A 25,411-nucleotide genomic window follows, 5' to 3' on the forward strand; every position below is an offset into this window, starting at 1 on the left:
ATCACTCAGCGCCCGTGGTCTCAGCTTCGGACAATCTTGTGCCGGAAGCCGGGCCTTAGGGCATGGGGTGGATTGCTGAGCGATTGATTTTATTGGTGCACCCGAGTGGATTCGAACCACTGGCCTCTGCCTTCGGAGGGCAGCGCTCTATCCAGCTGAGCTACGGGTGCGGACGCCGTCTGATTACCCGCCCGGTCCGTGCGGCGCAATGGTGAAAATCGCCTAGGCGGCGTCCAGCGCGGCGATGATCGGGATAAAATCCGCAGCCTTCAGGCTGGCCCCGCCGACCAGCGCGCCATCGACATGGGGAACGGCAAAAATCTCGGTCGCATTGCCCGGCTTGACGCTGCCACCATAAAGCAGCGCGACATCCGCGCCATCGGCCAGCCGTGCGACCAGCCGGTCACGCAACAGGGCGTGAACCTCGGCGATCTGGTCAAGGCTGGGGGTGCGTCCCGTTCCGATCGCCCAGACCGGCTCATAGGCGATGACAGAGTTGGCCGCCGTGGCGCCCTCGGGCAGTGATCCCGCCAGTTGCGTCGCGATCACGTCCAGCGTGCGGCCGTCATCCCGCTCGGCCTCGGTCTCGCCCAGACAGATGATGGCCACCAGACCGGCGCGGTGCGCGGCTGCCGCCTTGGCGCAGACCATCGCGTCGGTCTCGGCATGATCGGCGCGGCGTTCGGAATGGCCGACAATGACATGGCTGGCACCCAGATCGCGCAGCAAAACGGCCGAGATATCGCCGGTATGCGCGCCCGCATCCTCGGCATGGCAATCCTGTGCGCCGATCTTCACCGGTCCCGCCCCGGCGATCATCGGCACCAGCAACGGCGCGGGCGGGCAGATCAGCACATCGCAGGATGCCCCGGCATCCCCGATCATCGCGATCTGATCCAGCGCGGCCAGATCGCCGTTCATTTTCCAATTGCCTGCAGCCAGTTTGCGCGGTGCCATCACAGCCTCCCTGTTTCGAGGACGGGCTTAGCCAGCACCCTGCGCCCGTGCAACCGTGATAGCGCTGTCAGTCTCAGCTTTGCGCGCGGCTGCCCTCGATCGGCTCGAACCGGACGGATTCACCACAGCCGCAGCTGTCGGTGACATTGGGATTGCGGAACCGGAAGCCCGATTCCAGCAAGCCGTTCTCGTAATCGATCTCGGTCCCGAACAGGAACATCTGCGCCATGGGGGCGATCATCACACGGGCACCGTCCAGCTCGACCACCTCCTCATTGGGGGCAGGGGTCGCGGCCAGTTCCATCGTGTATTCCATCCCTGCGCAGCCACCCTTCTTCAGCCCGATCCGCAGACCATAGGCATCCTTGCCCGCCATTAGCCGCGCAATCTGGGCGGCAGCGGCAGGCGTGATCGAAACCGGAGACGTGCCGGGAATGGCGAACATGGTCATAATCCTTTCGAGGCTGCCCTCAAGATAGTCACCCGACCCCCCAACCGACAAGCCCGCCCAAACCCTATCTTTGTCACGAAAATATCCTCTGGGGCCGTTCAGCGGTTCGCCATCGGTCCGAGGACCGATGAACGGCGGGGGGCGAAGCGCCCCCGGCCGTCGCGGGACGCAATCGGGCGGACGCTACATGAAGCCCAGCTCCAGCCGGGCCTCGTCGGACATCATGTCCATGCCCCATTGCGGCTGAAAGGTCATTTCGACATCGACCTGCTTGACGCCAGGCACCGCCTCGACGGCATCGGCGACCCATCCGGGCATCTCGCCCGCGACCGGACAGCCGGGTGCGGTCAGCGTCATGATCAGCCGCACTTCCGACGCATCATTGATGTCGATCGTATAGATCAGGCCCAGATCGTGGATGTTCACCGGGATCTCGGGGTCATAGACGGTCTTGCAGGCCTCGACCACCGGCTCGTACAGCGGATGGTCGGTACTCGAGGGCGCGATCAGCGGCGCGCCTTCCATCAGGGGTTCGGTCATCGCGTCATCCTTTAATTCCGACCAATTATATAGGGCACGACCGCGCCCCGGTCCAGTGGCCAGACCCCCGCATCACGCCGCCCGCGCGCCCGTGGATTGCGCGCATGGCGCGCCGGGGCTACAAGCGGCCGGTTCCAAGGGCAGGCGGCACCATGACCACGCGTTTCAACTTTACCCTGAAGGCCACCGACGGCGCGGCCCGCACGGGCGTCATCGATACGCCGCGCGGGCAGATCCGCACCCCGGCCTTCATGCCGGTAGGCACCGCGGCGACGGTCAAGGCGATGCTGCCCGAAAGCGTGGCGGCGACCGGGGCCGATATCCTGCTGGGCAACACCTATCACCTGATGCTGCGCCCCGGCGCCGAACGGGTTGCGCGGATGGGCGGGCTGCACCGCTTCATGAACTGGGACCGCCCCATTCTGACCGACAGCGGCGGCTTTCAGGTCATGTCTCTGGCAGGCCTGCGCAAACTGACCGAACAGGGTGTGACCTTTTCCAGCCATGTCGACGGGTCCAAGCATTTTCTGTCGCCCGAAACCAGCATGCAGATCCAGGCGCTTCTGGGCAGCGACATCGTCATGGCCTTTGACGAATGCCCCGCATTGCCTGCGACGGATGATGCCGTGGCGGCCTCGATGCGGCTGTCGATGCGATGGGCGCAGCGGTCGCGCGACGCCTTTGGCGACCGGCCCGGTCATGCGCTGTTCGGGATCATGCAGGGCGGCGTCACCCCTGAACTGCGTCAGGAATCGGCCCAGGCCCTGCAGGCCATCGGCTTTGACGGCTATGCCGTCGGCGGTCTGGCCGTGGGCGAGGGGCAAGAAGCGATGTTCGGCGTTCTGGATTACGCGCCGGGCTTTCTGCCCGCCGACAAGCCGCGCTATCTGATGGGCGTCGGCAAGCCCGACGACATCGTCGGCGCCGTGCAGCGCGGCATCGACATGATGGATTGCGTGCTGCCGTCGCGTTCGGGGCGCACCGGACAGGCCTGGACGCCGCGCGGTCAGGTCAACATCAAGAATGCCCGCCATCAGGACGACCCGCGCCCGCTGGACGAAGGCTGCACCTGCCCCTGCTGTCAGGGCTATTCCCGCGCCTATCTGCATCATGTCTTTCGCGCGAAAGAAATGATCAGCGGCATGCTGCTGACCTGGCACAACCTGCATTATTACCAGCAATTGATGGCGGGTCTGCGCGAGGCCATCGCGGCGGGCAGCCTGGACGATTTCGTGACCGAATTTCACGTCATGCGCGCGCAGGGCGATATCGAACCGCTCTAGGTGCTTTTTACGCCGCGTGACCCTTGGCGCGGACGGGGTCAGGGGCTATCTTGGGCCTGTTCTCAGGGCGGGGTGCAATTCCCCACCGGCGGTCACAGCCCGCGAGCGCCCTTTTTTCGGAAAAGGGGTCAGCAGATCCGGTGAAATTCCGGGGCCGACGGTATAGTCCGGATGGAAGAGAACCGCGACCGGTGCGCCCCCAAGCGCCCGACCCGTGGTGTGCCTTGGGACCTGACGCAATTTTTACGTAAGGTTCCTGACCAATGACCAAATCCCCCCGTATCGCCTTCATCAAGGCCCGCTGGCACGCCGATGTCGTGGACCGCGCGCATGAGGGTTTTCTGACCGAGGCCGCGCGCCTGATGCCCGGCGCGCAGATTGAGCCCTGGGACGTGCCCGGCGCGTTCGAGATGCCGCTGCTGGCCAAGAAACTGGCGCAAAGCGGCCAATACGACGCCGTGGTGGCAGCCGCTCTGGTCGTCGATGGCGGCATCTATCGCCATGATTTCGTGGCCGGGGCCGTCGTGACGGGCCTGATGCAGGCCGGGCTGGACACCGGCGTGCCGGTCTTTTCCGTCTCGCTGACGCCGCATCATTATCAGGAAACCGCGCTGCTGACCGGCTTTTACCGCGAGCATTTCGTGAAAAAAGGCGCCGAGGCCGCACATGCCGTCCACGCGATGCTGGGCGTCGAGGCCCGCATCGCCGGGCTGGATCAGGCCGAAGCCGCCTGATCCAGCCGCAGGCGATGCCGCGTTTGCAGCATCGCCTGCGTGTCCTGCCGTTCCTGGTCCTGCCGGGTCGCGTCCCAGTCCAGAAGCTGCGCGCAGAGGCCGGCGATGGTGGTCAGATCGCGCATCGACAGCTGCCCCGTGACCGCCAGCGCGGTGCGGCGCATGACCAGATCGGGCAGGTGGACCACCTGCTCGGTCCGGATCAGATGCTCCAGTTCGGGCAGGCTGTGATCGCTGTCGGCCAGCATCCGGGGGGCAGGCCCCTCGGCCTGCAAGACCTTGGCCGCCGCCGCACCATAGCGCGCCAACAGCACCTGTGCCCGGTCTGCCGTGGCGCCGGTGCGCGATGCCTGACCCTGCGCCCATGCGGCAGGATCGGCGGGATAGTCGCGCCCGCCGCCGATCGGCAGCAGCCTTGTATCCACCCGGCGCGCACGGTCCAGCCGGGTCAGGATCATGACCGAGACCTCTTCGGCAAAGCCCCGGAATGTCGTCCATTTCCCCCCGACCAGAGAGATGATGGGCCAAAGGCGGGCGCCCTCGGGCGGGGCCACGGGTGCGGAATGGTCGCGGCTGATCAGCCCCGGATTGGCCGCATCCGAGGCGGGCAGGGGCCGGATGCCGGAATAGGCATAAACGATCTGGTCGCGGTCGAACCGCAGCCCCGGCAGCAGCCCGGCCAGCGCGCCCAGGAAATAGTCGATCTCGGTATCGTCGCAGGTCACCTGATCGGGGTCGTCCGCGCGGATATCGGTCGATCCGACCAGCGCCCGGCCCAGATAGTCAAAGACCAGACAGATGCGCCCGTCATCGGCCTCGAAATAGATCATCCGCCCGTTCAGCGCGGCCAGCAATGCGGGATGATCCATCAGGATATGCGACCCCTTGGTTCCCCCGATCAGGGCCGAGGGCGCGCCAAGCGCCGCGTTCACCCGATCGATCCACGGCCCCGCCGCATTCACCACCACGCGCGGGCGCAGGGACAGCGGGCCTGCGGGACCGTCCAGATGCACCACATCGCCATCGGTGCCGCGCAGCGCGGTGTGGTTCAGCGCGCGGGCGGCGGGTTGGGCGCGCAGCCCGTCCGCGACCAGTTCCCAGACCAGCCGCTCGGGCAGGGTGACGGTGGCGTCGTAATATTGCCCGGCGGCGCGGATGCGCGGCGTCAGGGGCGGGATCTCGCGCAGGGCGCGGGCGCGCGACCAGATCTGATGGCGCGGCATGACGCGGTGCCTGCGGCCATAGAAATCATACATCGCCAGCCCGGCCTTCATCAGCACCGCGCCCCGGCTGCGCGGCGCGGTGGTCGATCCCATCAGCGTGCGCAGGGCCGCGCCAATGCCCTGAAACCACGAAAACATCGGGATGACGGTCGGCAGGGGCCGCACCAGATGCGGAGCGTTCTTCAGCAGAAGATTGCGTTCCAGCGTCGATTGGGCGACCAGACGCAGCTCTCCGGTTTCCAGATATTTGATGCCACCATGGATCAGCCGGGATGGCGCAGCCGAGGTGCCGCCGCCGTAATCGCCCTTGTCGGCGATGACGCAGGTCAGCCCCTGTTCGCAAAGATCGCGAAACAGCCCCGCCCCGTTGATGCCCGCGCCAAGGATCAGAACGTCGATATCATCGGTCATGGCCGCTCCTGCAAGGCGTCGATCCGGGGCCAGAGCGGCGCCATCGCCGCGCTCAGATCGGTGTAGACCCCAAAGCGCGTGGCCAATGCGGCGCTGCGGTCCGGGTCGGGATACCATGTCCGGGTCGCGGACGGCTCCGGGCCCTGCGTGGGCGCGGCAAAGATCCCCACCCCGGCGCCTGCGCACAGCGCCGCCCCCCAAGCCGCAGCCTCGTCCATGGCCGAGGTGGTGACCGGCATGTCCAGCACATCCGCGAACAGCTGCGCCACAATCGGCGCGCGCGACAGCCCGCCGGTCAGCCGGGCCCGGGTCGGGGCAAAGCCGTCGCGCAGCGCATCGACATGCTGGCGGTGGTTGAAGGCGATCCCCTCGATCACCGCGCGCAGCAGGGTGCCGCGATCCTGCCAGCCGCGCAGCCCGAAAAAGGCCGCGCTGGCCTGCGGTCCTTGCGGGGCGCCGAACAGATAGGGATGAAAGATCGCGGTCGAGGGGCGAGCCATCGCCGCCTCGATCTCGGGGATGATGCGGGCGGCGAAGGCACCGCCGCCTGCCTCGGCTGCGGCGCGGTCGGTGGCGCAGAGCGTGTCGAGGAACCAGTCGTAATTCGTTGCCGATGCAGGCGAAATCGACATGGCGTTCCATTCGCCAAGGCGAATGCCGTTGCGGCAGAACCAGCGCGGATCGCTGCGCGGGCTGCGCGTCACCGTCTCGTTGATCGAATAGGTGCCGGCGACGATGGCGACCGTGCCCGCGTCGTATCCCCCCGATCCAAGCGCCGATGCGGTCACGTCATGCAGCCCGGCCACGACAGGGGTGCCGAGCGCCAGCCCGGTCAGCGCGGCAGCGGCATCGGTGACATGGCCCACCACCTGATCGGGCAGGGCGATGTCGGGCAAGGGCAGCCCCGCCAGCCCAAAGATCGCCGGGATATCGGGCGCATGGCCTTGGGTTGCGACATCGGTAAAGGCGGTGCTGGCCTCGGTCAGGTCGGTGCCGATCCGGCCGGTCAGGCAAAAGGTCAGCCAATCCTTGCAGGCCAGCACATGGCCGATGGCCGCGAAACGGGCGGGATCATGGTCGCGCAGCCAGCCAAGGATCGCCGAGGGGGCCGAGGCATGGGGCATCTGCCCGGTCCGTGCCAGTGCCCGGCCTGCCGTGCCATCCGTTTGCCAACGATCGGCAAGCGCGCCTGCGCGGCTGTCCAGCGACAGGATGCCGGGGCCAAGCGGCGCGCCGCTGCGGTCAAGCAGATACAGACCATCGCCATGCGCGGTCGCGGCGACGGCGGCTATGTCCGATGCGTGGCGGTTGCAGGCGGCCAGCGCCTCGGCAATGGCGGCGGCGGTCTGGCGCCACAGATCGGCCATGTCGCGTTCGACATGGCGCGGATGCGGCATGGATTGCGCCACGCGGCGGCGCGCCGTGGCCAGCACCCGACCGCTCTGATCAAAGATCACCGCCTTGGTGACGGTCAGCCCGTTATCGATGCCAAGGATCAGCGCCATGATCGTGGCCGGGCGTCGGCGCAGAGTGCGCCTTGAGGGCGGTGGGAAAAGGTCATGTCACCCATGCGGATCACCCGAAGGATCGGGGGGCGGTCGCCCGCCCCCCGGCCTGTCGTCACTGGTCCAGAACGAAGGGCGCGCTATACGCGTCGACGTTCTCGGGGGTGATCAGCAGGCAATCGAACAGCTGCTTTTCGGCATCCGCCCCGGTCTCTCCGGTCTTGATGAAAGTGTCGGCCTGACGCACGGCCTCTTCGGCAAAGATCGCCACGGGCTGCAGGACGGTATAGGCCATCTCTCCGGCTTTGACCGCTTCGACGGCATCGGGGCTGCCGTCGAAGCCGCCGACGATCACGCCGTCCAGCTGTCCCGATTCCTTCAGCGCGGCGATGGCGCCCAGGGCCATCTCGTCATTGCCGGAGATCACGCCGGTCACATCGGGGTTCGCCTGCAGCAGCGATTGCATGCGCTGATAGCCCTGCGTGCGGTCCCAGTTCGCAACCTCCTGCCCGACTTTTTCGAATTCGGGATACTGGCTCAGCACCGTCTCGTAGCCGTTCGAGCGGGTCTGGGCGTTGTTGTCCGAGGGCGCGCCGAACAGTTCGACGAACTGGCCACCCTCTTCGCCCATCGCCTCGACCCAGGCCTGTGCGCCAAGGGCCGCGCCTTGGGCGTTGTTCGACACCAGCTGGGCCTTGGCCAGACCTTCCTGATTGATCTCGGCATTCACCAGAAAGACCGGGATGCCCGCATCGACGGCCTTCTGCACGGCGCCGACCGAGCCGTCGGCATTGGCCGGATCCAGAATGATTGCGACCGACTGGTTGGTGATCGCGGTGTCGATCAGGGTGCTTTCGGTGTTGGTGTCCCCGCGATGGGCGGCGACATTGGCGGTATAGCCCAGTTCCTCGGCGGTGGCCTTGGCGACCTCGCCTTCGGTGAACCAATAGGGGTTGGCCGGATCGTTCACGATCACGGTGATCAGCCCCTCGGCCCAGGCCGATCCGGCCATCAGCGGCACGGTGGCCACAGCGGCCATCAGCATCCGGCGCGTCATCTTCATCATGGTTCTCTCTCCCTTGTCGTGTGGTGGTCCTGCCCGGCCCTGTCTGCGGGTCCGGGAAAGGTCGGTCCGGGGTCAGCCCTTGCGCGGGCCGCCGCCGTATTGAAGCGAGTTCATCAGCACGGCCAGCACGATCACCGCGCCAGTGAACACCGTCTGCCAGTAGGAGCTGATCCCGATGATCACCAGACCCGCCGACAGAAAGCCGATCACAAAGGCGCCCAGCATCGTGCCGCGCACATTGCCGCGCCCGCCGGTCAGGGCGGCGCCGCCGATGACGACGGCGGCGATCGCCGTCAGCTCGTAGGTCGTGCCCGCCGTGGGGCCTGCCGAGGTCAGCTGCGATGCAAGGACCAGCCCGGCGACAGCCGCCAGTGCGCCCGACACCGCATAGACGGTGATCTTGACGCGCCGCACCGGCACGCCCGACAGTTCCGCCGCGCGTTCGTTCCCCCCCGATGCGTAAAGCCAGCGCCCGAAGGCCGACCGCGCCAGCATCAGCCCGGCGGCCAGCGCCACGACGGCCAGCACGATCACGCTGATCGGCACCCCGCCGATCCGGTAAAAACCCAGCCAGTTGAAGCCGGTATTGCCCAAAGCCTCGGATCCGCGCAGGTTGTTGTAGGTCAACCCGTTGGTCATCAGCAACGCGACACCGCGCGCCACATACATGACCCCAAGGGTCGCCACGAAAGGCGGCACCTTGAAGATCGCGACCAGCACGCCGTTGACCGCGCCCACGGCGGCGCCGACGCACAGCGTCAGGACCACGACCGCCCAGACCGGCGGGTACAGGATGACGCCAAGCGCGTCGATCTCGACCCCCTGCATCAGCGCGCCCGCAACGACGCCCGACAGCGCCAGAATGGAACCCACGGACAGATCGATCCCGCCGTTCAGGATAACCAGCAGCATGCCGACGGACAGGATGCCATAGATGGCCACCTGCGAGGACATGATCAGCAGGTTGCCGACGGTGAAATAATTCGGCGACAGGACCGAAAACACCGCGATGATCGCGATCAGCGCGAAGAAGGCCCGGCCTTCCAGCAGCAGGCGGCCGATGTTCAGGGACCGGCCCTTGGCGGGGGATGGGGTTGTGGTGGTGGCGGACATGGGTCTCTCCCTCTCGCGCGTCATGCGGCCACGGACTCGCCCGAGGCGGCCATGATCTTTTCCTTGGACACGCTGCTGTCGAATTCGGCCGAGATGCGGCCCTTGTGCATGACGATGATGCGATGCGCGATGGACAGGCATTCGCTGACTTCCGAGGTGGAATAGACCACGGCCAGCCCCGATTTCGCCCCCTCCGCCAGCAGGCGGAACACCTCGGCCTTGGCGCCTATGTCGATGCCGCGCGAAGGTTCGTCCAGCAGGATCACCCGGGGCTGGGTCGCCAGCATCTTGCCGATGACCACCTTTTGCTGATTGCCCCCCGACAGCGACCCGATGGCGGCATGCCCGCCCGAGGTCTTGACGGTCACCTGACGGATGCTGTCATCGACCAGCACGCGTTCGTCGCGACGGCTGGTGAACAGCCCACGCGTAAAGCGGCTGATCGAGGCCAGCGACAGGTTCTGCCCCACGCTCATCGTCTGGACCAGACCGTCGCGCTGGCGATCTTCGGGGACCAGCGCCAGCCCGCGCGCGATCCGTTCGGCAATGCTGAGATGGCTGATCTCCAGCCCGTCCAGCACGACCTGACCGGCGGTGGCGCGCAGTCTGCCCGCGACGGTTTCTAACAGTTCGGTGCGGCCCGCGCCCATCAGGCCATAGATGCAGACGATCTCGCCCGCGCGCACGTCCAGATCCAGACCGCGCACCAGATCATGACCGGTGGCGTCGGGCACGGACAGGCCGCGGATCGACAGGGCGACCTCGCCCCGGTCGGTGACGGGGGGCGATCCCAGATCGTAATTCTCGCCCACCATGTTGCGCACGATCCATTCCAGATCGATCTGGGCGCGGGGGGCATAGGCGGTCATCACCCCGTCGCGCAGCACCACCGCATGGTCGGTGATGGTCAGCGCCTCTTCCAGGTGATGCGAGATATAGACGATGCTGACGCCCTTGGCGGTCAAATCGCGGATGACCTTGAACAGCACCTCGACCTCGCTGGCCGACAGGGCGCTGGTCGGTTCGTCCATGATCAGGATGCGGCTGTCGACCGATAAGGCGCGGGCGATTTCCACGATCTGCTGCTGGCCAAGGCGCAGGTTCTCGACCGGGGTCAGGGGGTGGATATCCTCTTCCAGTTCGGTCAGCAGGGCGCGGACCTGCCGTTCCTCTTCGGCGAAATCGACGCCGGTGGGGCCGGTGATCTCTCGTCCCATGAAGATGTTGTCGCGCACCGACAGATTCGGCGCCAGCGACAGTTCCTGATGGATGATCGAGATGCCCCGGTCGCGCGCCTCATTGGCATTGGCAAAGCTGACCGGCTGGCCGTCCAGCACGATCTCGCCCGAGGTCGGCTGGATGACGCCCGACAGGATCTTCATCAGCGTCGATTTTCCGGCGCCGTTCTCTCCGAACAGGGTGGTGACCTGACCGCGATGGATGTCGAAATTGACGCCCTTCAGCGCATGGACCTGACCATAGGATTTGGCGACGTTGCGGGCGGCCAGAACCGTTTCGGGGGCCGTTGCTGCGGGCGCGGTCATTCGGCCTCCAGCGCGACGGGGGTGATCAGCCAGTTCGACGGATTGATCAGCCGGAAGGCCCCGGTGACGGTGATCTGCCGGCCCGCCAGCGCGGTGGTGTCGATGGGCGCCAGAACTTCGGCCAGCATGGCGCGGTTGATGCCAGAACCGGCATCCTGATATTCGATCTGGTTGCGGAAGGCGCCAAAGGCGATGTCGCCCGGCGCGTCGCGCAGTTCGGTCCCGTTGATCGCCGGGCCGGTCTGGACGCGGATGCGCAGATCCTCGGGCAGACCCTCGACGGTGACGGGATAGACGCCGGCGCGCGGCTCTCCGGCGGTGCCGGTCAGGGTGACCATCAGGATCGCGCCGGTCGATGCCGGGGTGCCGTATTCGGTCACCGCAGCCTCCTGATCCGCCGCGATGGCTGCGGCCAGATCGGTGGCGGGAACGGCACGTTCGATCACCGTGTCACGGATGCGGGGGAATTCGTCCGTGCCATAGGCGTCGGCGGAAAAGGCCTGCTGGCGGGTGTCGGTTTCCGATCCGACCTGAACGATCGTGGTGTCCAGCGCGATGGCGGCCAGAACCGCGACGCCCAAAGCCACCGTCAGGATCAGCCCCCGGCGAGAGGGGGCGGGCGCCTTGGGTGCGGTCTGCAGGCTGTCGGTCATGGGGACACCTTTGCGTGGGACATGGGTCTGCGGATTGAACGGGGGATGCCCTGCGCAAGGGCGATGCCTTGCGGGCACGGTTCTGTGGCGTTGATTATCCTCATCCCTTCCGGCCTCCCCTCCGGTCGATTCGCACTGCGGATTCTGCCAGTTGCGGCGAATCCGCGCATCCTGAAATGCTGCGCTCACCGGTACCGTAACTGAAATAAATTGCCATGTCCGTAAAAAAATACGTTTCCCGAAGACTGATCGTGATATAGACCGGGATCAGGGACAGGGGGTGGCCAAGGCCGCACCCGATGGGAGGGGGCATGACCACACAGCAGGGCGACGTCCTGATCGGCATCGACGCGGGCACATCGGTCATCAAGGCGGTGGGCTTCGATCTGTCGGGCCGGCAGCTGGGCGCGGCCTCGGTCCCGAACCGCTATCATGCGGACGGGCAGGGGGCGGTGACGCAGGACATGGCGCGGACATGGGCCGATTGCGCGGCGGCGCTGCGCGGTCTGGCCGATCACGTGCCGGATCTGGCCGCGCGCACGGCGGCGCTGTCGGTGACCGGGCAGGGCGACGGCACATGGCTGGTCGGCCGCGACGGGCCGGTCGGCGATGCATGGCTGTGGCTGGATGCCCGCGCCGCCCCCACCGTCGCGCGGCTGGCGTCAGGCCCGCAGGACCGGGCGCGGTTCAGGGCCACCGGTACCGGGCTGAACACCTGCCAGCAGGGCGCGCAGATGGCCCATATGCAGGCCCATCACCCCGATCTGCTGGACCGGGCCGAGGTGGCGCTGCATTGCAAGGACTGGCTGTATCTGAACCTGACCGGCATCCGCGCCACCGACCCGTCCGAGGCCAGCTTTACCTTTGGCGATTTCCGGACCCGCCGCTATGACGATCAGGTCATCGCGGGGCTGGGCCTGACGGCGCGGCGCGGCCTGCTGCCGCCGATCGTTGACGGCACGCAGACCACCCATCCTTTAAGCGCCGATGCCGCGCGTCTGACCGGGCTGCGGGCGGGCACGCCGGTCTCTCTGGGCTATGTCGATATGGTGATGACCGCGCTTGGTGCGGGCGTGGTCGGCGGGGCGGGCGATGTGGCCTGTTCGACCGTGGGATCGACCGGGGTGCATCTGCGCGCCGTGGATGCGACCCGCGTGCACCTGAACGATCAGGGCACCGGCTATGTGATCTGCCTGCCGATCCCGGGCGTCGTGACGCAGGTTCAGACCAACATGGCCGCGACCCTGAACCTGGACTGGGTGCTGGGACTTGCCGCCGGGATCATGTCCGACATGGGCGCCCCGGTCAGTCATCGCGATCTGGTCGGTCATCTGGACGGCTGGCTGGGCGCGGCCAGGCCGGGGCAGATCCTGTATCACCCCTATATCTCGGAGGCGGGCGAGCGGGGCCCCTTTGTCGATGCCAGCGCGCGGGCGGGATTCATGGGCCTGTCGGCGGGTCACCGCTATCCCGATCTGGTCCGTGCCGTGGCCGAGGGGCTGGGGATGGCGATGCGCGACTGCTATGCCGCCATGGGCCCTCTGCCGTCAGAACTGCGCCTGACCGGCGGGGCCGCCCGGTCCCCGGCCCTGCGCGCCATTCTGTCGGCCAGTCTGGGCGCTCCGGTCCGTGTTTCGGCCCGGGACGAGGCCGGGGCTGCGGGGGCCGCGATGATGGCCGCCGTGGCGATCGGCGCCTATCCTGACATGCATGCCTGCATCGCCGAATGGGTCACCCCCCTGCTGGGTGCGGCCGAGGCCCCGGACCCGGCGCTGACCGCCACCTATGACCGCCTTTATCCCGCCTTTGCCGCCACGCGCCGGGTCATGCCGATGACCTGGCAGGTGCTGGCCCGCCTGCGCGAGGCGCAACCCGGCCTCGTTTCGTCGTCGAAAGGACAGCAAGATGACCAGTGACACCCAGACCGTCGATCTTTTCGTGATCGGCGGGGGCATCAACGGGGCCGGCATGGCCCGCGACGCCGCCGGGCGGGGCCTGTCGGTCGTGTTGTGCGAAAAGGACGATCTGGCGCAGGGCACCTCGTCGCGGTCGGGAAAGCTGGTTCATGGCGGCCTGCGCTATCTGGAATATTACGAATTCCGGCTGGTCCGCGAGGCATTGATCGAACGCGAGGTGCTGATGAACGCCGCCCCGCATATCATCTGGCCGATGCGCTTCGTGCTGCCCCACAGCCCCGACGACCGGCCCGCATGGCTGGTCCGCTTGGGGCTGTTTCTGTACGATAATCTGGGCGGGCGCAAAAAGCTGCCGGGCACGCGGACCCTGGATCTGCGCCGCGATCCGGTGGGGGCGGCCCTGCTGGACCGGTATCACAAAGGGTTCGAATACAGCGATTGCTGGGTCGATGACGCGCGTCTGGTGGTGCTGAACGCCGTCGATGCCGCCGAACATGGCGCGACGGTTCTGACCCGTACCGCCTGCATCTCGGCCCGGCGGATCGGCGATCTGTGGGCGGTGACCACCCGCGACACGGTCACTGGCGAGGAACGCCGGTTCCACGCCCGCTGTCTGGTCAATTGCGCGGGCCCCTGGGTCAGCGACATCATCACCCGCGTGGCCGGGTCGAATTCCGCGCGCAATGTGCGGCTGGTCAAGGGCAGCCATATCATCGTGCCCAAATGGTGGGAGGGTCCGAACGCCTATCTGGTGCAGAACCACGACAAGCGCGTGATCTTCATCAACCCTTACGAAGGCAACATGGCGCTGATCGGCACCACCGACATCGCCTATGAGGGCCGGGCCGAGGATGTCAGCCCCGACGAATCCGAGATCGACTATCTGCTGGCCGCCGTGAACCGCTATTTCAAGGAAAAGCTGCGGCGTCAGGATGTGCTGCACAGCTTTTCGGGCGTCAGGCCGTTGTTCGATGATGGGCAGGGCAATCCGTCGGCGGTGACGCGCGACTATGTCTTCGATCTGGACCAGACGGGGGGGGCGCCGCTGCTGAACGTCTTTGGCGGCAAGATCACCACCTTCCGTGAGCTGGCCGAACGGGGCATGCACCGCCTGACCGGCATCTTCCCGCAGATGGGCCCGGACTGGACCGAAACCGCACCTTTGCCGGGCGGCGAGATCGCCAATGCCGATTACGAAAGCTTTGCCAACCTGCTGCGCGAACTGCACCCCTGGATGCCCCGCGATCTGGTCCGCCATTACGGTCGCCTCTATGGCGCGCGCACCAAGAACGTCGTGGCAGGCGCCATGAGCCTTGACGCCCTGGGCCGCCATTTCGGAGGCCAGCTCTACGAGGCCGAGGTCCGCTATCTGGTCGCCACCGAATGGGCCGAGACGCCCGAGGATATCCTGACCCGCCGCACCAAGCATTATCTGCACCTGACCCCCGATGAACAGGCGGCCTTTGCCGATTGGTTCAACGGATCGGATCTGGCGCGCGCCGCCTGAAGGACATGCCATGCCCCTGACCCTGTCGCTGAACACCAACCCGCTGGTCAATCGCTTCGCCGACCCCGACGATCTGATCGACATGGTCGCCCGCGATCTGAAGATCCGCGATCTGCAACTGACGCATGAATTCATCAATCCCGGCTGGCCCGCCCCGGTGATCCGCCGCCTGACCCGCGCCATGCGCGCGGCGCTGGAGCGGACCGGCGTGCGGGTGACCAGCGGCATGACCGGCCCCTATGGCCGCCTGAACCATTTCGGCCATCCCGATGCCGATGTGCGCCGCTATTACATCGACTGGTTCAAGACTTTTGCCGATATCACCGCCGATCTGGGCGGCGGGTCCATCGGGACGCAATTCGCGATCTTTACCTATCGCGATTTCGACGATGCCGCCCGGCGCGAGGATCTGATCCGCATCGCCATCGACGCATGGGCCGAGGTCGCCGATCATGCCAAAGCCGCCGGGCTGGATTACCTCTTCTGGGAACCGATGAGCGTGGGGCGTGAATTCGGCGACACCATTGCCGGGGCGATGGCGCTGCAGGACCGGCTAAGCGCCGCGGGCATGGCGGTGCCGATGTGGATGATGGCCGATATCGATCATGGCGACGTGACCAGCCCCGATCCCGACGATTTCGACCCCTATGCCTGGGCCCGCGCCGTGCCGCCCGTCAGCCCGATCATCCATATCAAGCAATCGCTGATGGACAAGGGCGGCCATCGCCCGTTCACCGCAGAGTTCAATGCGCGTGGCCGCATCCAGCCCGAACCTCTGCTGGCGGCGCTGGCCCAGGGGGGCGCGCAGGATAACGAGATCTGTCTGGAGCTGAGCTTCAAGGAACGCGAGCCGAATGACCGGCAGGTGATCGCCCAGATCGCCGAAAGCATCGCATTCTGGGCGCCGCATATCGACACCGGTGCGGATAAGCTGAATAGCTGACAGGCCGAACAACAGACCTCACGGGAACGCCTCTGATGCCCATGCCCTTCGCCTTTGCCACCGCGACGCAGGTTCTGTTCGGGCGCGGTCAGGCGGATCTGGCCCCGGCCCATATCGCGGCGCTTGGCGCCCGTGTCCTGCTGGTCCATGGCCGTGATCCGCAGCGCAGTGCAGGACTGGCGCAGGCGCTGCGGGAAACGGGCTGCGCGGTTGCGACGTTCGCGGTGCCGCACGAGCCGGACATGGCGTTGATCGAGGCGGGGCTGGTGGCGGCTGTGGGTACTCAGGTCGTCGTCGCCATGGGCGGCGGTGCGGTCATCGATGCGGGCAAGGCCATCGCGGCGCTGCTGCCCGCCACCCGTCCGATGCTGGATCATCTGGAGGTCGTCGGGCAGGGGCTGCCGCTGGATCATCCGCCCCTGCCGTTCGTGGCGATCCCCACCACGGCGGGCACCGGGGCCGAGGTCACCCGCAATGCGGTGATCGGCGTGCCGGATCATCGCCGCAAGGTCAGCCTGCGCGATGCGCGGATGCTGCCCCGTCTGGCGATCGTCGATCCGGCGCTGACCGATGGCTGTCCGCGCGCCATCACGCTGGCCTCGGGGCTGGATGCCATCACGCAGGTGATCGAGCCTTACGTCTGCACCCGCGCCAACCCTCTGACCGATGCGCTGTGCCGCGACGCGATCCCGCGCGGGCTGGGGGCGCTGCTGCGGCTGATGCAGGCCGAGGATCCGGGCGCGCGCGACGACATGGCCTGGGTCAGCCTGTGTGGCGGGCTGGCGCTGGCCAATGCGGGTCTGGGCGCGGTGCATGGGCTGGCGGGTCCGCTTGGCGGGCTGACCGGGGCGGCGCATGGCGCGATCTGCGGGGCGCTGTTGCCGCATGTGCTGGTGGCGAACCGCCGCAAGGTCACCGACCCCGACCTTGCCGCACGGCTGGATCAGGTCGGGGTCTGGATCGGCGAGGCCTTTGATCGGCCCGGGGCTTCGGTCGATCAGGCGGCGTGGCTGCTCGGCGCGTGGTCGCGGGCGGCGGGCCTGCCGGGGCTTGCGGCACAGGGGATCGACCGCGCCGCGCAGGTGGCTGCGGCCGAGGCGGCGGCCAGTTCGTCGTCCATGAAGGCCAATCCGGCGCCCCTTGGGGTGGACGATCTGACCGCGCTGATGCGGGCGGCGGCCTGATGGCGCGGCGCGGTCCCGTCGATCCGGAACAAAGCCTGGCGATCCGGGCGGCATGGCTGCATTACGCGGGCGGGCTGACGCAGGCGGCGGTCGCCAAGCGGCTTGGCCTGCCCGGCGTCAAAGCCCATCGCCTGATCGCCCGCGCCGTGGCGGACGGCGTCGTCAAGGTCAGCATCGACGGCGAGATCGTCGAATGCGCGATGCTGGAGGATCAGCTTTGTGCCCGCTTTGGCCTGCAATCCTGCGAGGTCGCCCCCGATCTGGGCGAGGAGGGGCTGCCGCTGCGCGCCCTCGGGCTGGCCGGCGCGGCCTTTCTGCGCCGCGAGATCGAGCGGGGCGATCACAAGGTCATCGGTCTGGGCCATGGCCGCACGCTGGCGGCGGCGGTTGCGCAATTGCCGCGCTTTGATGCGCGCGCGACGCGGTTCGTGTCGCTGCTGGGTGGGCTGACGCGGCATTACGCGGCCAATCCGCATGATGTGATGCATGCCTTGGCGGAAAAGACCGGCGCGCAGGCCTTTGTGCTGCCGGTGCCCTTCTTTGCCAATTCCGAAGGCGACCGGGCGGTGCTGTTGTCCCAGCCCGGGGTGCGCGACATCTTTGATCTGTCGAACAGCGCGACGCTGAAATTCGTCGGCATGGGCACGGCGGATGCGGGCGCGCAGCTGGTGGCGTCTGGCATGATCGAGCCGCGCGAGATCGCCGAGATCGCCGCCGCAGGCGGCATGGGCGAGATGATGGGCCATTTCTTCGACGCCACCGGTCAGGTGCTGCACACGGCGCTGAGCGCGCGGACCCTGTCGGTCGATCTGGACCGGGGCAAGGATCACCGCATCGTCGTCATCGCGGGGGGGCCACAAAAGCTGGAGGCGATCCGGGCGGTTCTGAAAAGCGGCCATCTGTCCGGGCTGATTACCGATGAGGTGACGGCGCGCGGGTTGATCGATGCCCCGCCGGCGGTCGGGCCGTGACCTGAAAACGGGTCGGGCCGGGGAAACCCCGGCCCGGACGCTGCCGCTTGGCCCCACGCGCGCCTGTCCTGCGTGCAGGGATCGCGTCAAGGCCGCCGGGGCGGCCTTGATCGCACGGTCGGTTCAGCGGTTGGTCAGCGCCTTCGCGCGGGCCACGATCGCCTCGGACGTGATGCCGAATTCCTGATAGAGCCGCTCGATCGGGGCCGAGGCGCCGAAACCGGTCATGCCGATCACGTCATCCTCACTGGCGACATAGCGCGTCCAGCCGAACTTGCCCGCCGCCTCGATGGCGATGCGCGGGGCGGTGCCCAGAACCTCGGCCCGGTATCCGGCGGGTTGCGCGTCGAACAGCTCCCAGCTGGGCATGGACACGACGGCGACGGACAGACCGTCCGCCTGCAGCGCCTCGGCGGCGGTGACGGCGATGGCGACCTCGGTCCCGGTGGCAATCAGGGTCACGTCGCGACCCGTTCCAAACTGACGGATCACATAGGCGCCCTTGGCGGTCAGGTTTTCTGTCCCGGCCTCCAGCCGCAATTGCGGCACGTCCTGACGCGACAGCGCCAGCAGGGACGGCACGTCGCGGGCGCGGATGGCGATGTCCCAGGCCTCCAGCGTCTCGATCACGTCGGCGGGGCGCAGGACCGTCAGGCCGGGGATCGCGCGCAGGGAGGCCAGATGTTCGATCGGCTGGTGGGTCGGGCCATCCTCGCCCAGACCGATGCTGTCATGGGTCATGACATAGATCGTGCCCACCCCCATCAGCGCCGACAGCCGGATCGCATTGCGGGCGTAATCCGAAAACACCAGGAAGGTGCCGCCATAGGCGATGAAACCGCCATGCAGGTTGATGCCGTTCATCGCGGCGGCCATGCCGAATTCGCGCACGCCATAGCCGATATAGCGGCCCGGTGCGTCGCGGGTGTATTGGGTATCGACCGCCTTGACGCGGGTCAGGTTCGACCCGGTCAGATCCGCCGAACCGCCGATCATCGCGGGCAGAGCCGGGGCCAGCGCCTCCAGCGCCATCTGGCTGGCCTTGCGGGTCGCGGCCTTCTTGGGCGCATCGAACAGCGCCTGACGCGCATCGCTGACGGCGGCGTCATAGCCTGCGGGCATCTTGCCCGACAGCCGTTCAGTCAGCGCCTCGCGCTGCGACGATGCCGCCAGCCGCTGTTCCCATGCCTTGCGGGCCTCTGTGCCGCGTGCGCCGATGCTGCGCCATTCGGTGGCCAGATCCTCGGGGATGGCAAAGGCGTCGGCGGCCCAGCCAAGCGCCTCTTTGGTCAGCGCACCTTCGTCCTTGCCAAGCGGCGATCCGTGCACCGAATAGCTGCCCGCCCGGTTGGGAGAGCCGAAGCCGATGATCGTCTTCATCGCCACCAGCGACGGTTTGCCCGTCTCGGCCTTGGCCGCCGTAATGGCGCGGTCCAGCGCCTTGCCGTCATGACCGTCGCAGGTCTGCACATGCCAGCCGCAGGCCGCAAAGCGGGCCGGGATATCCTCGGAAAAGCTGATCGAGGTGGGGCCGTCGATGGTGATCGAATTGTCGTCATAAAGGACGATCAGCTTGCCCAGACCCAGATGGCCCGCAAGGCTGACGGCCTCTTGCCCGATGCCTTCCTGCAGACAGCCGTCGCCCAGCATCACATAGGTGTGGTGATCGACCAGATCGGCGCCGAATTCCCCCGCCAGCGCGCGTTCGGCCAGCGCCATGCCCACGGCGGTCGCCAGACCCTGACCAAGCGGGCCGGTGGTCGTCTCGATCCCCTTGGCATGGCCGTATTCGGGATGGCCTGCGGTGATCGAGCCCCATTGGCGGAAATTCTTGACCTGCTCCAGCGTCATGTCTTCATAGCCGGTCAGATGCAGCAGGCTGTAAAGCAGCATCGAGGCATGGCCGTTCGACAGAACGAACCGGTCGCGGTCGGGCCAGTCGGGGTTGGCGGCATCGAATTTCAGGTGGTTGCGAAACAGCGCCGTGGCGGCATCGGCCATGCCCATGGGGGCGCCGGGATGACCGGAATTGGCGGCATTCACCGCGTCGATGGTCAGCGCACGGATGCAGTTCGCCAGCGCGAAATTCTGCGGGTCCAGATCGGCCTTGGCGGCGATGGCGGGGTCTTTGGGGGTGTCTAAGGGCATGGGATCCTCCTTTGTCCCGATCCATACCCGCTTCCACGCCCCATCACAACAAAAAATCACAAAGTAACAAACTGGGTGTTGTTATGTGCCAATCGCATGTTATGAAACCAGCGGAGCGACAGGAGGATCATGGTGAAGCGCGAGGAACGCAGGCAGGCGATCATGGATCTGCTGGTCGCGGCAAGGGCCGTCGATCTGGACGATCTGGCGCTGCGTTTCGCGGTCAGCCGCATGACGATCCACCGCGATCTGGACGATCTGGAACAGGCGGGCCTGCTGCGCAAGGTGCGCGGCGGCGCCACGATCGAGGCCGGAACCCAGTTCGAAAGCGATTTCCGCATCCGCGCCCTGCAGGACGGAGAGGCCAAGGCCCGCATGGCGCAGGCCGCGCTGCAGCTGGTCGAACCGGGAATGACCGTGATGGTCAATGACGGATCGATGGCGGCGCTGCTGGGGGCGCGGCTGACGGACCGGTCGCCCCTGACGGTGATCACCAACAATGCCGCCGTGATCGAACGGCTGAAGGATGCGCCGCGCATCACGCTGATCGCGCTTGGCGGGATCTACAGCCCCAAGTTCAACGGCTTTTTCGGCATGGTGACCGAAGGTGCGCTGGCCGGGCTGCGCGCCGATCTGGCCTTCATCTCGACCCCTGCGGTGGCGGGTCTGCGGGCGTTTCACATGGATGACAATGCGGTGCGCGCCAAGCGCGCGATGATGCGCGGCGCGGAACGCAGCGTGCTGCTGGTCAACCATGCCCGCTTTGGCCGCAGCGCGCTGCACACGCTGGCCGATCTGTCGGATTTCGACGCGATCATCACCGATGCCTCTCCGGCGCCCGAGGATCGCGCCGCGATCGACCGCGCCGGGATTGCCCTGACCATTGCCAAGGAGACGACATGACGGATTTCTGGATCGGCACCAGCTGGAAGATGAACAAGACCCTGGCCGAGGCGCAGGCCTTTGCGGCGGGACTGGCAGGCGCGGATGCGGCCCGCGACCCGCGCATCCAGCGTTTCGTGATCCCGCCCTTTACCGCCTGCCGCCCGGTGGCCGAGGCGCTGGCCGACACCTCGGTCATGGTGGGTGCGCAGAACATGCATTGGGACGATGCCGGCGCCTGGACCGGAGAGATCAGCCCGGTGATGCTGACCGATTGCGGGCTGGACATCGTCGAGCTGGGCCATAGCGAAAGGCGCGAGCATTTCGGCGAAACCGACCGCACGGTCGGTCTGAAGACCGCCGCCGCCGTCCGCCACGGCCTGATCCCGCTGATCTGCATCGGCGAGACGCTGGCCGAACGCGAGGCCGGTCGCGCGGCCGAGGTTCTGGAAACCCAGGTGCGCGGCGCGCTGGAGCATGTCGCCGGTTCGGCGGCCACGATCCTGCTGGCCTATGAGCCGGTCTGGGCCATCGGCGCGGGCGGCATTCCCGCCAGCTCGGATTACGCCGATGCGCGTCAGGCCGAGATCATCGCGGTCGCCCGGGATGTGCTGGGGCGCCGCGTGCCCTGCCTTTACGGCGGATCGGTCAATCCCGGCAACTGTGCCGAACTGATCGCCTGCCCGCATATCGACGGGCTGTTCATCGGGCGGTCGGCCTGGGACGTGAACGGCTATCTGGACATTCTGGCGCGCTGCGCCGCAACCATCGGAGAAGACGCATGAAATTGGCAATTGCAGGCGACAGCGCGGGCGAAGGTCTGGCCAAGGTTCTGGCCGACCATCTGAAGGACCGCTTTGACGTGTCAGAGATCAGCCGCACGGATGCGGGGCCGGATGCCTTTTACGCGGGCCTGTCGGACCGCGTCGCCAGCGCGGTGCTGGACGGCACCTATGACCGCGCCATTCTGGTCTGCGGAACCGGCATCGGCGTCTCGATCGCAGCCAACAAGGTGCCGGGCATCCGCGCCGCGCTGACCCATGACACCTATTCGGCGGAACGCGCCGCGCTGTCGAACAACGCCCAGATCATCACCATGGGCGCCCGCGTCATCGGGGCCGAGGTCGCCAAGACCATCGCCGATGCGTGGCTGGCGCAGACGACGAATTTCGACGCTGGCGGCAAATCCGCCGGGAATGTGGACGCCATCGACGCGGTCGATGCCAAATATTCCAAGCCGTGATGCTGCGCCTGCCCAATGACAGCGCCGCCACCGGGCCGCTGCTGGCCGACCTGCTGGGGGACGGCGGCGCCCCGGCCATCGTCGGCGCCCTTGCCGATGCGCTGCCGCCTTTGGCCGCGCGTCTGGCGGCGGGCCGTCTGCATGGCGACCCCGAGTCGATCGTGGGCACCAACGACAGCGGCGACAAGCAAAAGGCGCTGGATGTCGCGGCCCATGACCACATGATCGCCGTGCTGCGCCGGGCGGGCGTCCGGCAGGTTCTGTCGGAAGAGGCCGAAGAGGTCATCCATCTGAACCCCGACGGCGCCTTCGACGTGGCCATCGACCCGATCGACGGGTCGGGCAGCATCGGCATCGGCGCGCCTTTGGGGATGCTGTTCAGCATTCTGCCCGCCGCACCCGAGGGGTTTTTGCGTCCGGGGCGGCAGGTCGTGGCGGCGGGCTATGCCTCGTTCGGGCATTCGGTCGATTTCGGCTGGTCGACCGGGGACGGTGTGCATGTCGCGACATGGGACGCCGAGGCCGGGGCCTTTCGCGTCGCGCGCCAGAACCTGCGGCTGAAGCCCACATCATCGACCATCGCCTATAACGCCTCGAACGAACGCCACTGGCCCGAAGGCTTGCAGGGGTGGGTCCGCGATCTGCGGGCGGGGCGCGACGGTCCGCGCGGGCGCGATTTCAACATGCGCTGGCTGGCCGCCGCCGTGGGCGAGCTGCATCGCATCCTGTTGCAGGGCGGCGCGTTTCTGTACCCCGCCGATGCGCGGCCCGGATATGGCAACGGCCGCTTGCGGCTGATCTATGAGTGCGTGCCCATCGCCTTTCTGATCGAACAGGCGGGCGGTCACGCGACCGACGGGCAGGGCGCCATTCTGGACCGCCAGCCCACCGCCCTGCACGAGATGACCCCGCTGATCTTCGGCGCGACCGATGAGGTCGCAGCCATTCACCACGCCCTTGCCAGCAAAGGATAACGCCCATGGCCATGATCACCCTGCGCCAGCTTCTGGACCACGCAGCCGAACGCGGCTATGCCGTGCCCGCCTTCAACATCAACAATATGGAACAGGGACTTGCGGTCATGAAGGCCGCCGCCGCCACCCGGTCTCCGGTCATCCTGCAGGCCAGCCGGGGGGCGCGCAGCTATGCCAATGATCTGGTTCTGGCCGGGCTGATCGACGGTCTGGCGCGGGCCTATCCCGAGATCCCGCTGTGCATGCATCTGGATCATGGCAACGGGCTGGCCACCTGCGCCACCGCCATCCAGAACGGGTTCACATCGGTGATGATGGATGGCAGCCTGATGGCGGATGGCAAGACGCCTGCCGATTACGATTACAACGCCGACATCACCCGTCGCGTGACCGAAATGGCCCATGCCTGCGGCGTGTCCGTCGAGGGGGAATTGGGGGTGCTGGGCAGTCTGGAAACCGGCATGGGCGAGGCCGAGGACGGCCATGGCGCAACCGAAAAGCTGTCCGAGGATCAGCTGCTGACCGACCCCGCCGAGGCCGAGCAGTTCGTCAAGGATACCGGCGTCGATGCGCTGGCCATCGCGATGGGCACCAGCCATGGCGCCTACAAGTTCACCCGCAAACCCGACGGTGCGATCCTTGCCATGCATGTGATCGAGGAAATCCACCGCCGCCTGCCCAACACCCATCTGGTGATGCACGGATCATCCTCGGTCCCCGAGGATCTGCAACAGATCATCAACAATTACGGCGGCGATATCCGCCCGACATGGGGCGTCCCGGTCGAGGAAATCCAGCGCGGCATCCGATCAGGCGTGCGCAAGGTGAACATCGACACTGACAGCCGTCTGGCCATGACGGCGGCGATCCGCAAGACGCTGATGGAAGACCCGACCGAATTCGATCCGCGCAAATATCTGAAACCGGCGATGGAGATGATGTCGCAGGTCTGCAAGGACCGGTTCGAGGCCTTCGGCACCGCCGGTCAGGCCGACCATCTGACACCTTTGCCCCTGTCCGCGATGGCCAGCCGCTACGCCGCCTGAGGGGGCTTTCGGACCCGCCCACGCACCCACGCTGCCGAATCGCCCGCCTCTGAAAAGGGGCGGGCGTTTGTCGTTTCGATCCGGCGGCCGGATTGGGGCGACCCGGCCCGCCTGTTTTTGTCAGTTGCTTGCAAGATAGGCAAAGGCGCGCGGGGGACGGGGCAGGGCGAACCATTGTCCTTAAATGGTTCGCTGTTCCTGATTTTGCGCGTGGCACCGGACGCCGCCTGATCGGGCAATCACCTTGGTCTCCTCTCTAATTCCTGATCAACCGCTGCCGAAACGCTTGCGTGATGTCAGATTTATGTCAGCATGAACCAAATAAATATTGGTTCGCCTCATGACCCTGTTGCCCGACGACGATCTGCCCTTTGCCCCCACCGGCCACGCGACCTCGACCTTCGCGCTGGACCGGTTGCGCGGCTATATTCAGGCGCAGGGCGAACAATCGGGCGCGCGCCTGCCGACCGAACGGCAATTGTCGGACAGGATGGGCGTGGGCCGCCGCGCCATCCGCCGCGCGCTGGAGGTGCTGGAGGCCGAGGGGCGGATCACCCGGCGTCAGGGCGCCGGCACCTTCATCGGCCCGGCAACCCCGGTCGATGACGATCCGCTGGCGGGATCGACCGATTTTTTGGAGATCATGGAGGTGCGTCTGCGGCTGGAACCCCAGCTGGCGGCGCTGGCTGCGCTGCGCGCCAAGCCCGCCCAGATCGCCCGCATGTACGAACTGTCCGACCGCATCGCCCAAAGCCTCGATGCCGACGAGGGAGAGCTGTGGGACGGCGCGCTGCACCGCCAGATCGCGCAGGCGGGCGGCAACACGTTGTTTTTGTCGCTGTTCGACATCGTCAACCGGGTGCGCCGGGACGAGGCGTGGCAGGCCGTTCGCGAACGCGCGCGGGGCGGGTTGCCGGGTCACGCGCTGCCCGTGGCCCAGCACCGCGCCATCATCGACGCGATCGCCGCCCGCGACCCCACGGGCGCCGCGGACCAGATGCGGACGCATCTGTTCATGCTGCAGGAAAAACTGATCCGCCTTGGCTCGGCCGAGGCGGATCATGCTGCCAACATCGTGCCGGGCCAACCGGCCGAAGCCTGAAACGTCAGGCGCGAA

The 25,411-nt window shown here is 67.0% G+C and carries 23 protein-coding genes, 1 tRNA gene and 1 riboswitch; of the genes, 13 read left to right on the forward strand and 11 right to left on the reverse strand.

The genetic code is table 11. The features are described 5' to 3' along the window. Nucleotides 1-93: 93 nt before the first annotated feature. The 4 genes from EG885_RS01340 to EG885_RS01355 form a co-directional block, all read right to left on the reverse strand. Nucleotides 94-170 (reverse strand) — tRNA-Arg (locus tag EG885_RS01340). 52 nt (nucleotides 171-222) lie between these two features. Next, entirely contained in the window at nucleotides 223-957 is a 735-nt protein-coding gene (gene tpiA / locus EG885_RS01345; RefSeq protein ID WP_131572669.1) for a triose-phosphate isomerase, read from the reverse strand. 73 nt (nucleotides 958-1,030) lie between these two features. After that, a complete protein-coding gene (locus tag EG885_RS01350; RefSeq protein ID WP_131572670.1) occupies nucleotides 1,031-1,402 on the reverse strand; it encodes a HesB/IscA family protein in 372 nt (123 codons plus the stop codon). A 189-nt stretch (nucleotides 1,403-1,591) separates the two neighbouring features. Further along, nucleotides 1,592-1,948 (reverse strand): SUF system Fe-S cluster assembly protein, encoded by a 357-nt coding sequence (locus EG885_RS01355; protein ID WP_131572671.1) that lies wholly within the window; start codon nucleotides 1,946-1,948, stop codon nucleotides 1,592-1,594. A gap of 152 nt (nucleotides 1,949-2,100) precedes the next feature. Here EG885_RS01355 and tgt point away from each other — a divergent pair, with 152 nt between their 5' ends. After that, nucleotides 2,101-3,231, forward strand: coding sequence for a tRNA guanosine(34) transglycosylase Tgt (gene tgt / locus EG885_RS01360; RefSeq protein ID WP_131572672.1), 1,131 nt, complete (start codon nucleotides 2,101-2,103; stop codon nucleotides 3,229-3,231). A 54-nt stretch (nucleotides 3,232-3,285) separates the two neighbouring features. Beyond that, nucleotides 3,286-3,418, forward strand: a riboswitch (FMN riboswitch). A 76-nt stretch (nucleotides 3,419-3,494) separates the two neighbouring features. After that, on the forward strand, nucleotides 3,495-3,965 hold the full coding sequence (locus EG885_RS01365; protein ID WP_131572673.1) for a 6,7-dimethyl-8-ribityllumazine synthase: 471 nt from the start codon (nucleotides 3,495-3,497) through the stop codon (nucleotides 3,963-3,965). Here the strand turns inward: EG885_RS01365 and EG885_RS01370 are convergent. The 6 genes from EG885_RS01370 to EG885_RS01395 form a co-directional block, all read right to left on the reverse strand. Then, nucleotides 3,947-5,599: a glycerol-3-phosphate dehydrogenase/oxidase gene (locus EG885_RS01370; RefSeq protein ID WP_131572674.1), complete on the reverse strand. Its 1,653-nt coding sequence runs from the start codon at nucleotides 5,597-5,599 to the stop codon at nucleotides 3,947-3,949. The two genes, EG885_RS01365 and EG885_RS01370, sit on opposite strands and share 19 nt — an antisense overlap. Further along, nucleotides 5,596-7,104 (reverse strand): FGGY-family carbohydrate kinase, encoded by a 1,509-nt coding sequence (locus EG885_RS01375; protein ID WP_131572675.1) that lies wholly within the window; start codon nucleotides 7,102-7,104, stop codon nucleotides 5,596-5,598. Before EG885_RS01375 ends, EG885_RS01370 begins: the two co-directional genes overlap by 4 nt. A gap of 115 nt (nucleotides 7,105-7,219) precedes the next feature. Beyond that, nucleotides 7,220-8,170 (reverse strand): D-ribose ABC transporter substrate-binding protein, encoded by a 951-nt coding sequence (locus EG885_RS01380; protein ID WP_242679455.1) that lies wholly within the window; start codon nucleotides 8,168-8,170, stop codon nucleotides 7,220-7,222. A 72-nt stretch (nucleotides 8,171-8,242) separates the two neighbouring features. Beyond that, nucleotides 8,243-9,283 carry an ABC transporter permease gene (locus tag EG885_RS01385; RefSeq protein ID WP_131572676.1) on the reverse strand — a complete coding sequence of 347 codons (1,041 nt, stop codon included), beginning with the start codon at nucleotides 9,281-9,283 and terminating at the stop codon, nucleotides 8,243-8,245. 20 nt (nucleotides 9,284-9,303) lie between these two features. After that, nucleotides 9,304-10,827 (reverse strand): sugar ABC transporter ATP-binding protein, encoded by a 1,524-nt coding sequence (locus tag EG885_RS01390; RefSeq protein WP_131572677.1) that lies wholly within the window; start codon nucleotides 10,825-10,827, stop codon nucleotides 9,304-9,306. Continuing rightward, nucleotides 10,824-11,480 (reverse strand): DUF2291 domain-containing protein, encoded by a 657-nt coding sequence (locus EG885_RS01395; protein ID WP_131572678.1) that lies wholly within the window; start codon nucleotides 11,478-11,480, stop codon nucleotides 10,824-10,826. Before EG885_RS01395 ends, EG885_RS01390 begins: the two co-directional genes overlap by 4 nt. 311 nt (nucleotides 11,481-11,791) lie before the next feature. On the opposite strand from EG885_RS01395, the gene EG885_RS01400 reads away from it, so the two are divergent. The 5 genes from EG885_RS01400 to EG885_RS01420 are packed head-to-tail and all read left to right on the forward strand — an operon-like array spanning nucleotide 11,792 to nucleotide 18,001. After that, complete coding sequence (locus tag EG885_RS01400) at nucleotides 11,792-13,396, forward strand: FGGY-family carbohydrate kinase (RefSeq protein ID WP_131572679.1); 1,605 nt, start codon at nucleotides 11,792-11,794, stop codon at nucleotides 13,394-13,396. Beyond that, on the forward strand, nucleotides 13,386-14,903 hold the full coding sequence (locus EG885_RS01405; protein WP_131572680.1) for a glycerol-3-phosphate dehydrogenase: 1,518 nt from the start codon (nucleotides 13,386-13,388) through the stop codon (nucleotides 14,901-14,903). The genes EG885_RS01400 and EG885_RS01405 overlap by 11 nt, the downstream gene beginning before the upstream one ends. A 10-nt stretch (nucleotides 14,904-14,913) precedes the next feature. Then, entirely contained in the window at nucleotides 14,914-15,846 is a 933-nt protein-coding gene (locus tag EG885_RS01410) for a sugar phosphate isomerase/epimerase family protein (RefSeq protein ID WP_131572681.1), read from the forward strand. A gap of 35 nt (nucleotides 15,847-15,881) precedes the next feature. Continuing rightward, on the forward strand, nucleotides 15,882-17,030 hold the full coding sequence (locus EG885_RS01415) for an iron-containing alcohol dehydrogenase (RefSeq protein WP_207392170.1): 1,149 nt from the start codon (nucleotides 15,882-15,884) through the stop codon (nucleotides 17,028-17,030). Further along, the gene (locus tag EG885_RS01420; RefSeq protein ID WP_131572682.1) at nucleotides 17,030-18,001 is read left to right on the forward strand and encodes a sugar-binding transcriptional regulator; all 972 of its coding nucleotides are present in this window, start codon (nucleotides 17,030-17,032) and stop codon (nucleotides 17,999-18,001) included. Before EG885_RS01415 ends, EG885_RS01420 begins: the two co-directional genes overlap by 1 nt. Nucleotides 18,002-18,124: 123 nt before the next feature. Here EG885_RS01420 and tkt read toward each other — a convergent pair whose 3' ends face one another. Continuing rightward, nucleotides 18,125-20,149, reverse strand: coding sequence for a transketolase (gene tkt / locus EG885_RS01425; RefSeq protein WP_131572683.1), 2,025 nt, complete (start codon nucleotides 20,147-20,149; stop codon nucleotides 18,125-18,127). A gap of 129 nt (nucleotides 20,150-20,278) precedes the next feature. Between tkt and EG885_RS01430 the strand changes: the two genes are divergently transcribed. The 6 genes from EG885_RS01430 to EG885_RS01455 all read left to right on the forward strand — a co-directional run bounded on the left by EG885_RS01430 (nucleotide 20,279) and on the right by EG885_RS01455 (nucleotide 25,396). Next, on the forward strand, nucleotides 20,279-21,052 hold the full coding sequence (locus tag EG885_RS01430; RefSeq protein ID WP_242679456.1) for a DeoR/GlpR family DNA-binding transcription regulator: 774 nt from the start codon (nucleotides 20,279-20,281) through the stop codon (nucleotides 21,050-21,052). Next, a complete protein-coding gene (locus tag EG885_RS01435; RefSeq protein WP_131572684.1) occupies nucleotides 21,049-21,816 on the forward strand; it encodes a triose-phosphate isomerase in 768 nt (255 codons plus the stop codon). The genes EG885_RS01430 and EG885_RS01435 overlap by 4 nt, the downstream gene beginning before the upstream one ends. After that, entirely contained in the window at nucleotides 21,813-22,274 is a 462-nt protein-coding gene (derI, locus tag EG885_RS01440; protein ID WP_131572685.1) for a D-erythrulose-4-phosphate isomerase, read from the forward strand. Before EG885_RS01435 ends, derI begins: the two co-directional genes overlap by 4 nt. Further along, nucleotides 22,274-23,248, forward strand: a complete 975-nt coding sequence (locus tag EG885_RS01445; protein ID WP_131572686.1) for a class 1 fructose-bisphosphatase — start codon at nucleotides 22,274-22,276, stop codon at nucleotides 23,246-23,248. The genes derI and EG885_RS01445 overlap by 1 nt, the downstream gene beginning before the upstream one ends. Nucleotides 23,249-23,253: 5 nt before the next feature. Continuing rightward, on the forward strand, nucleotides 23,254-24,294 hold the full coding sequence (fba, locus tag EG885_RS01450; protein ID WP_131572687.1) for a class II fructose-bisphosphate aldolase: 1,041 nt from the start codon (nucleotides 23,254-23,256) through the stop codon (nucleotides 24,292-24,294). Between the two features lie 340 nt (nucleotides 24,295-24,634). After that, complete coding sequence (locus EG885_RS01455) at nucleotides 24,635-25,396, forward strand: FadR/GntR family transcriptional regulator (protein WP_131572688.1); 762 nt, start codon at nucleotides 24,635-24,637, stop codon at nucleotides 25,394-25,396. Nucleotides 25,397-25,411 lie beyond the last annotated feature (15 nt).

Source organism: Paracoccus nototheniae (assembly GCF_004335005.1).
Taxonomy (GTDB): Bacteria; Pseudomonadota; Alphaproteobacteria; order Rhodobacterales; family Rhodobacteraceae; genus Paracoccus; species Paracoccus nototheniae.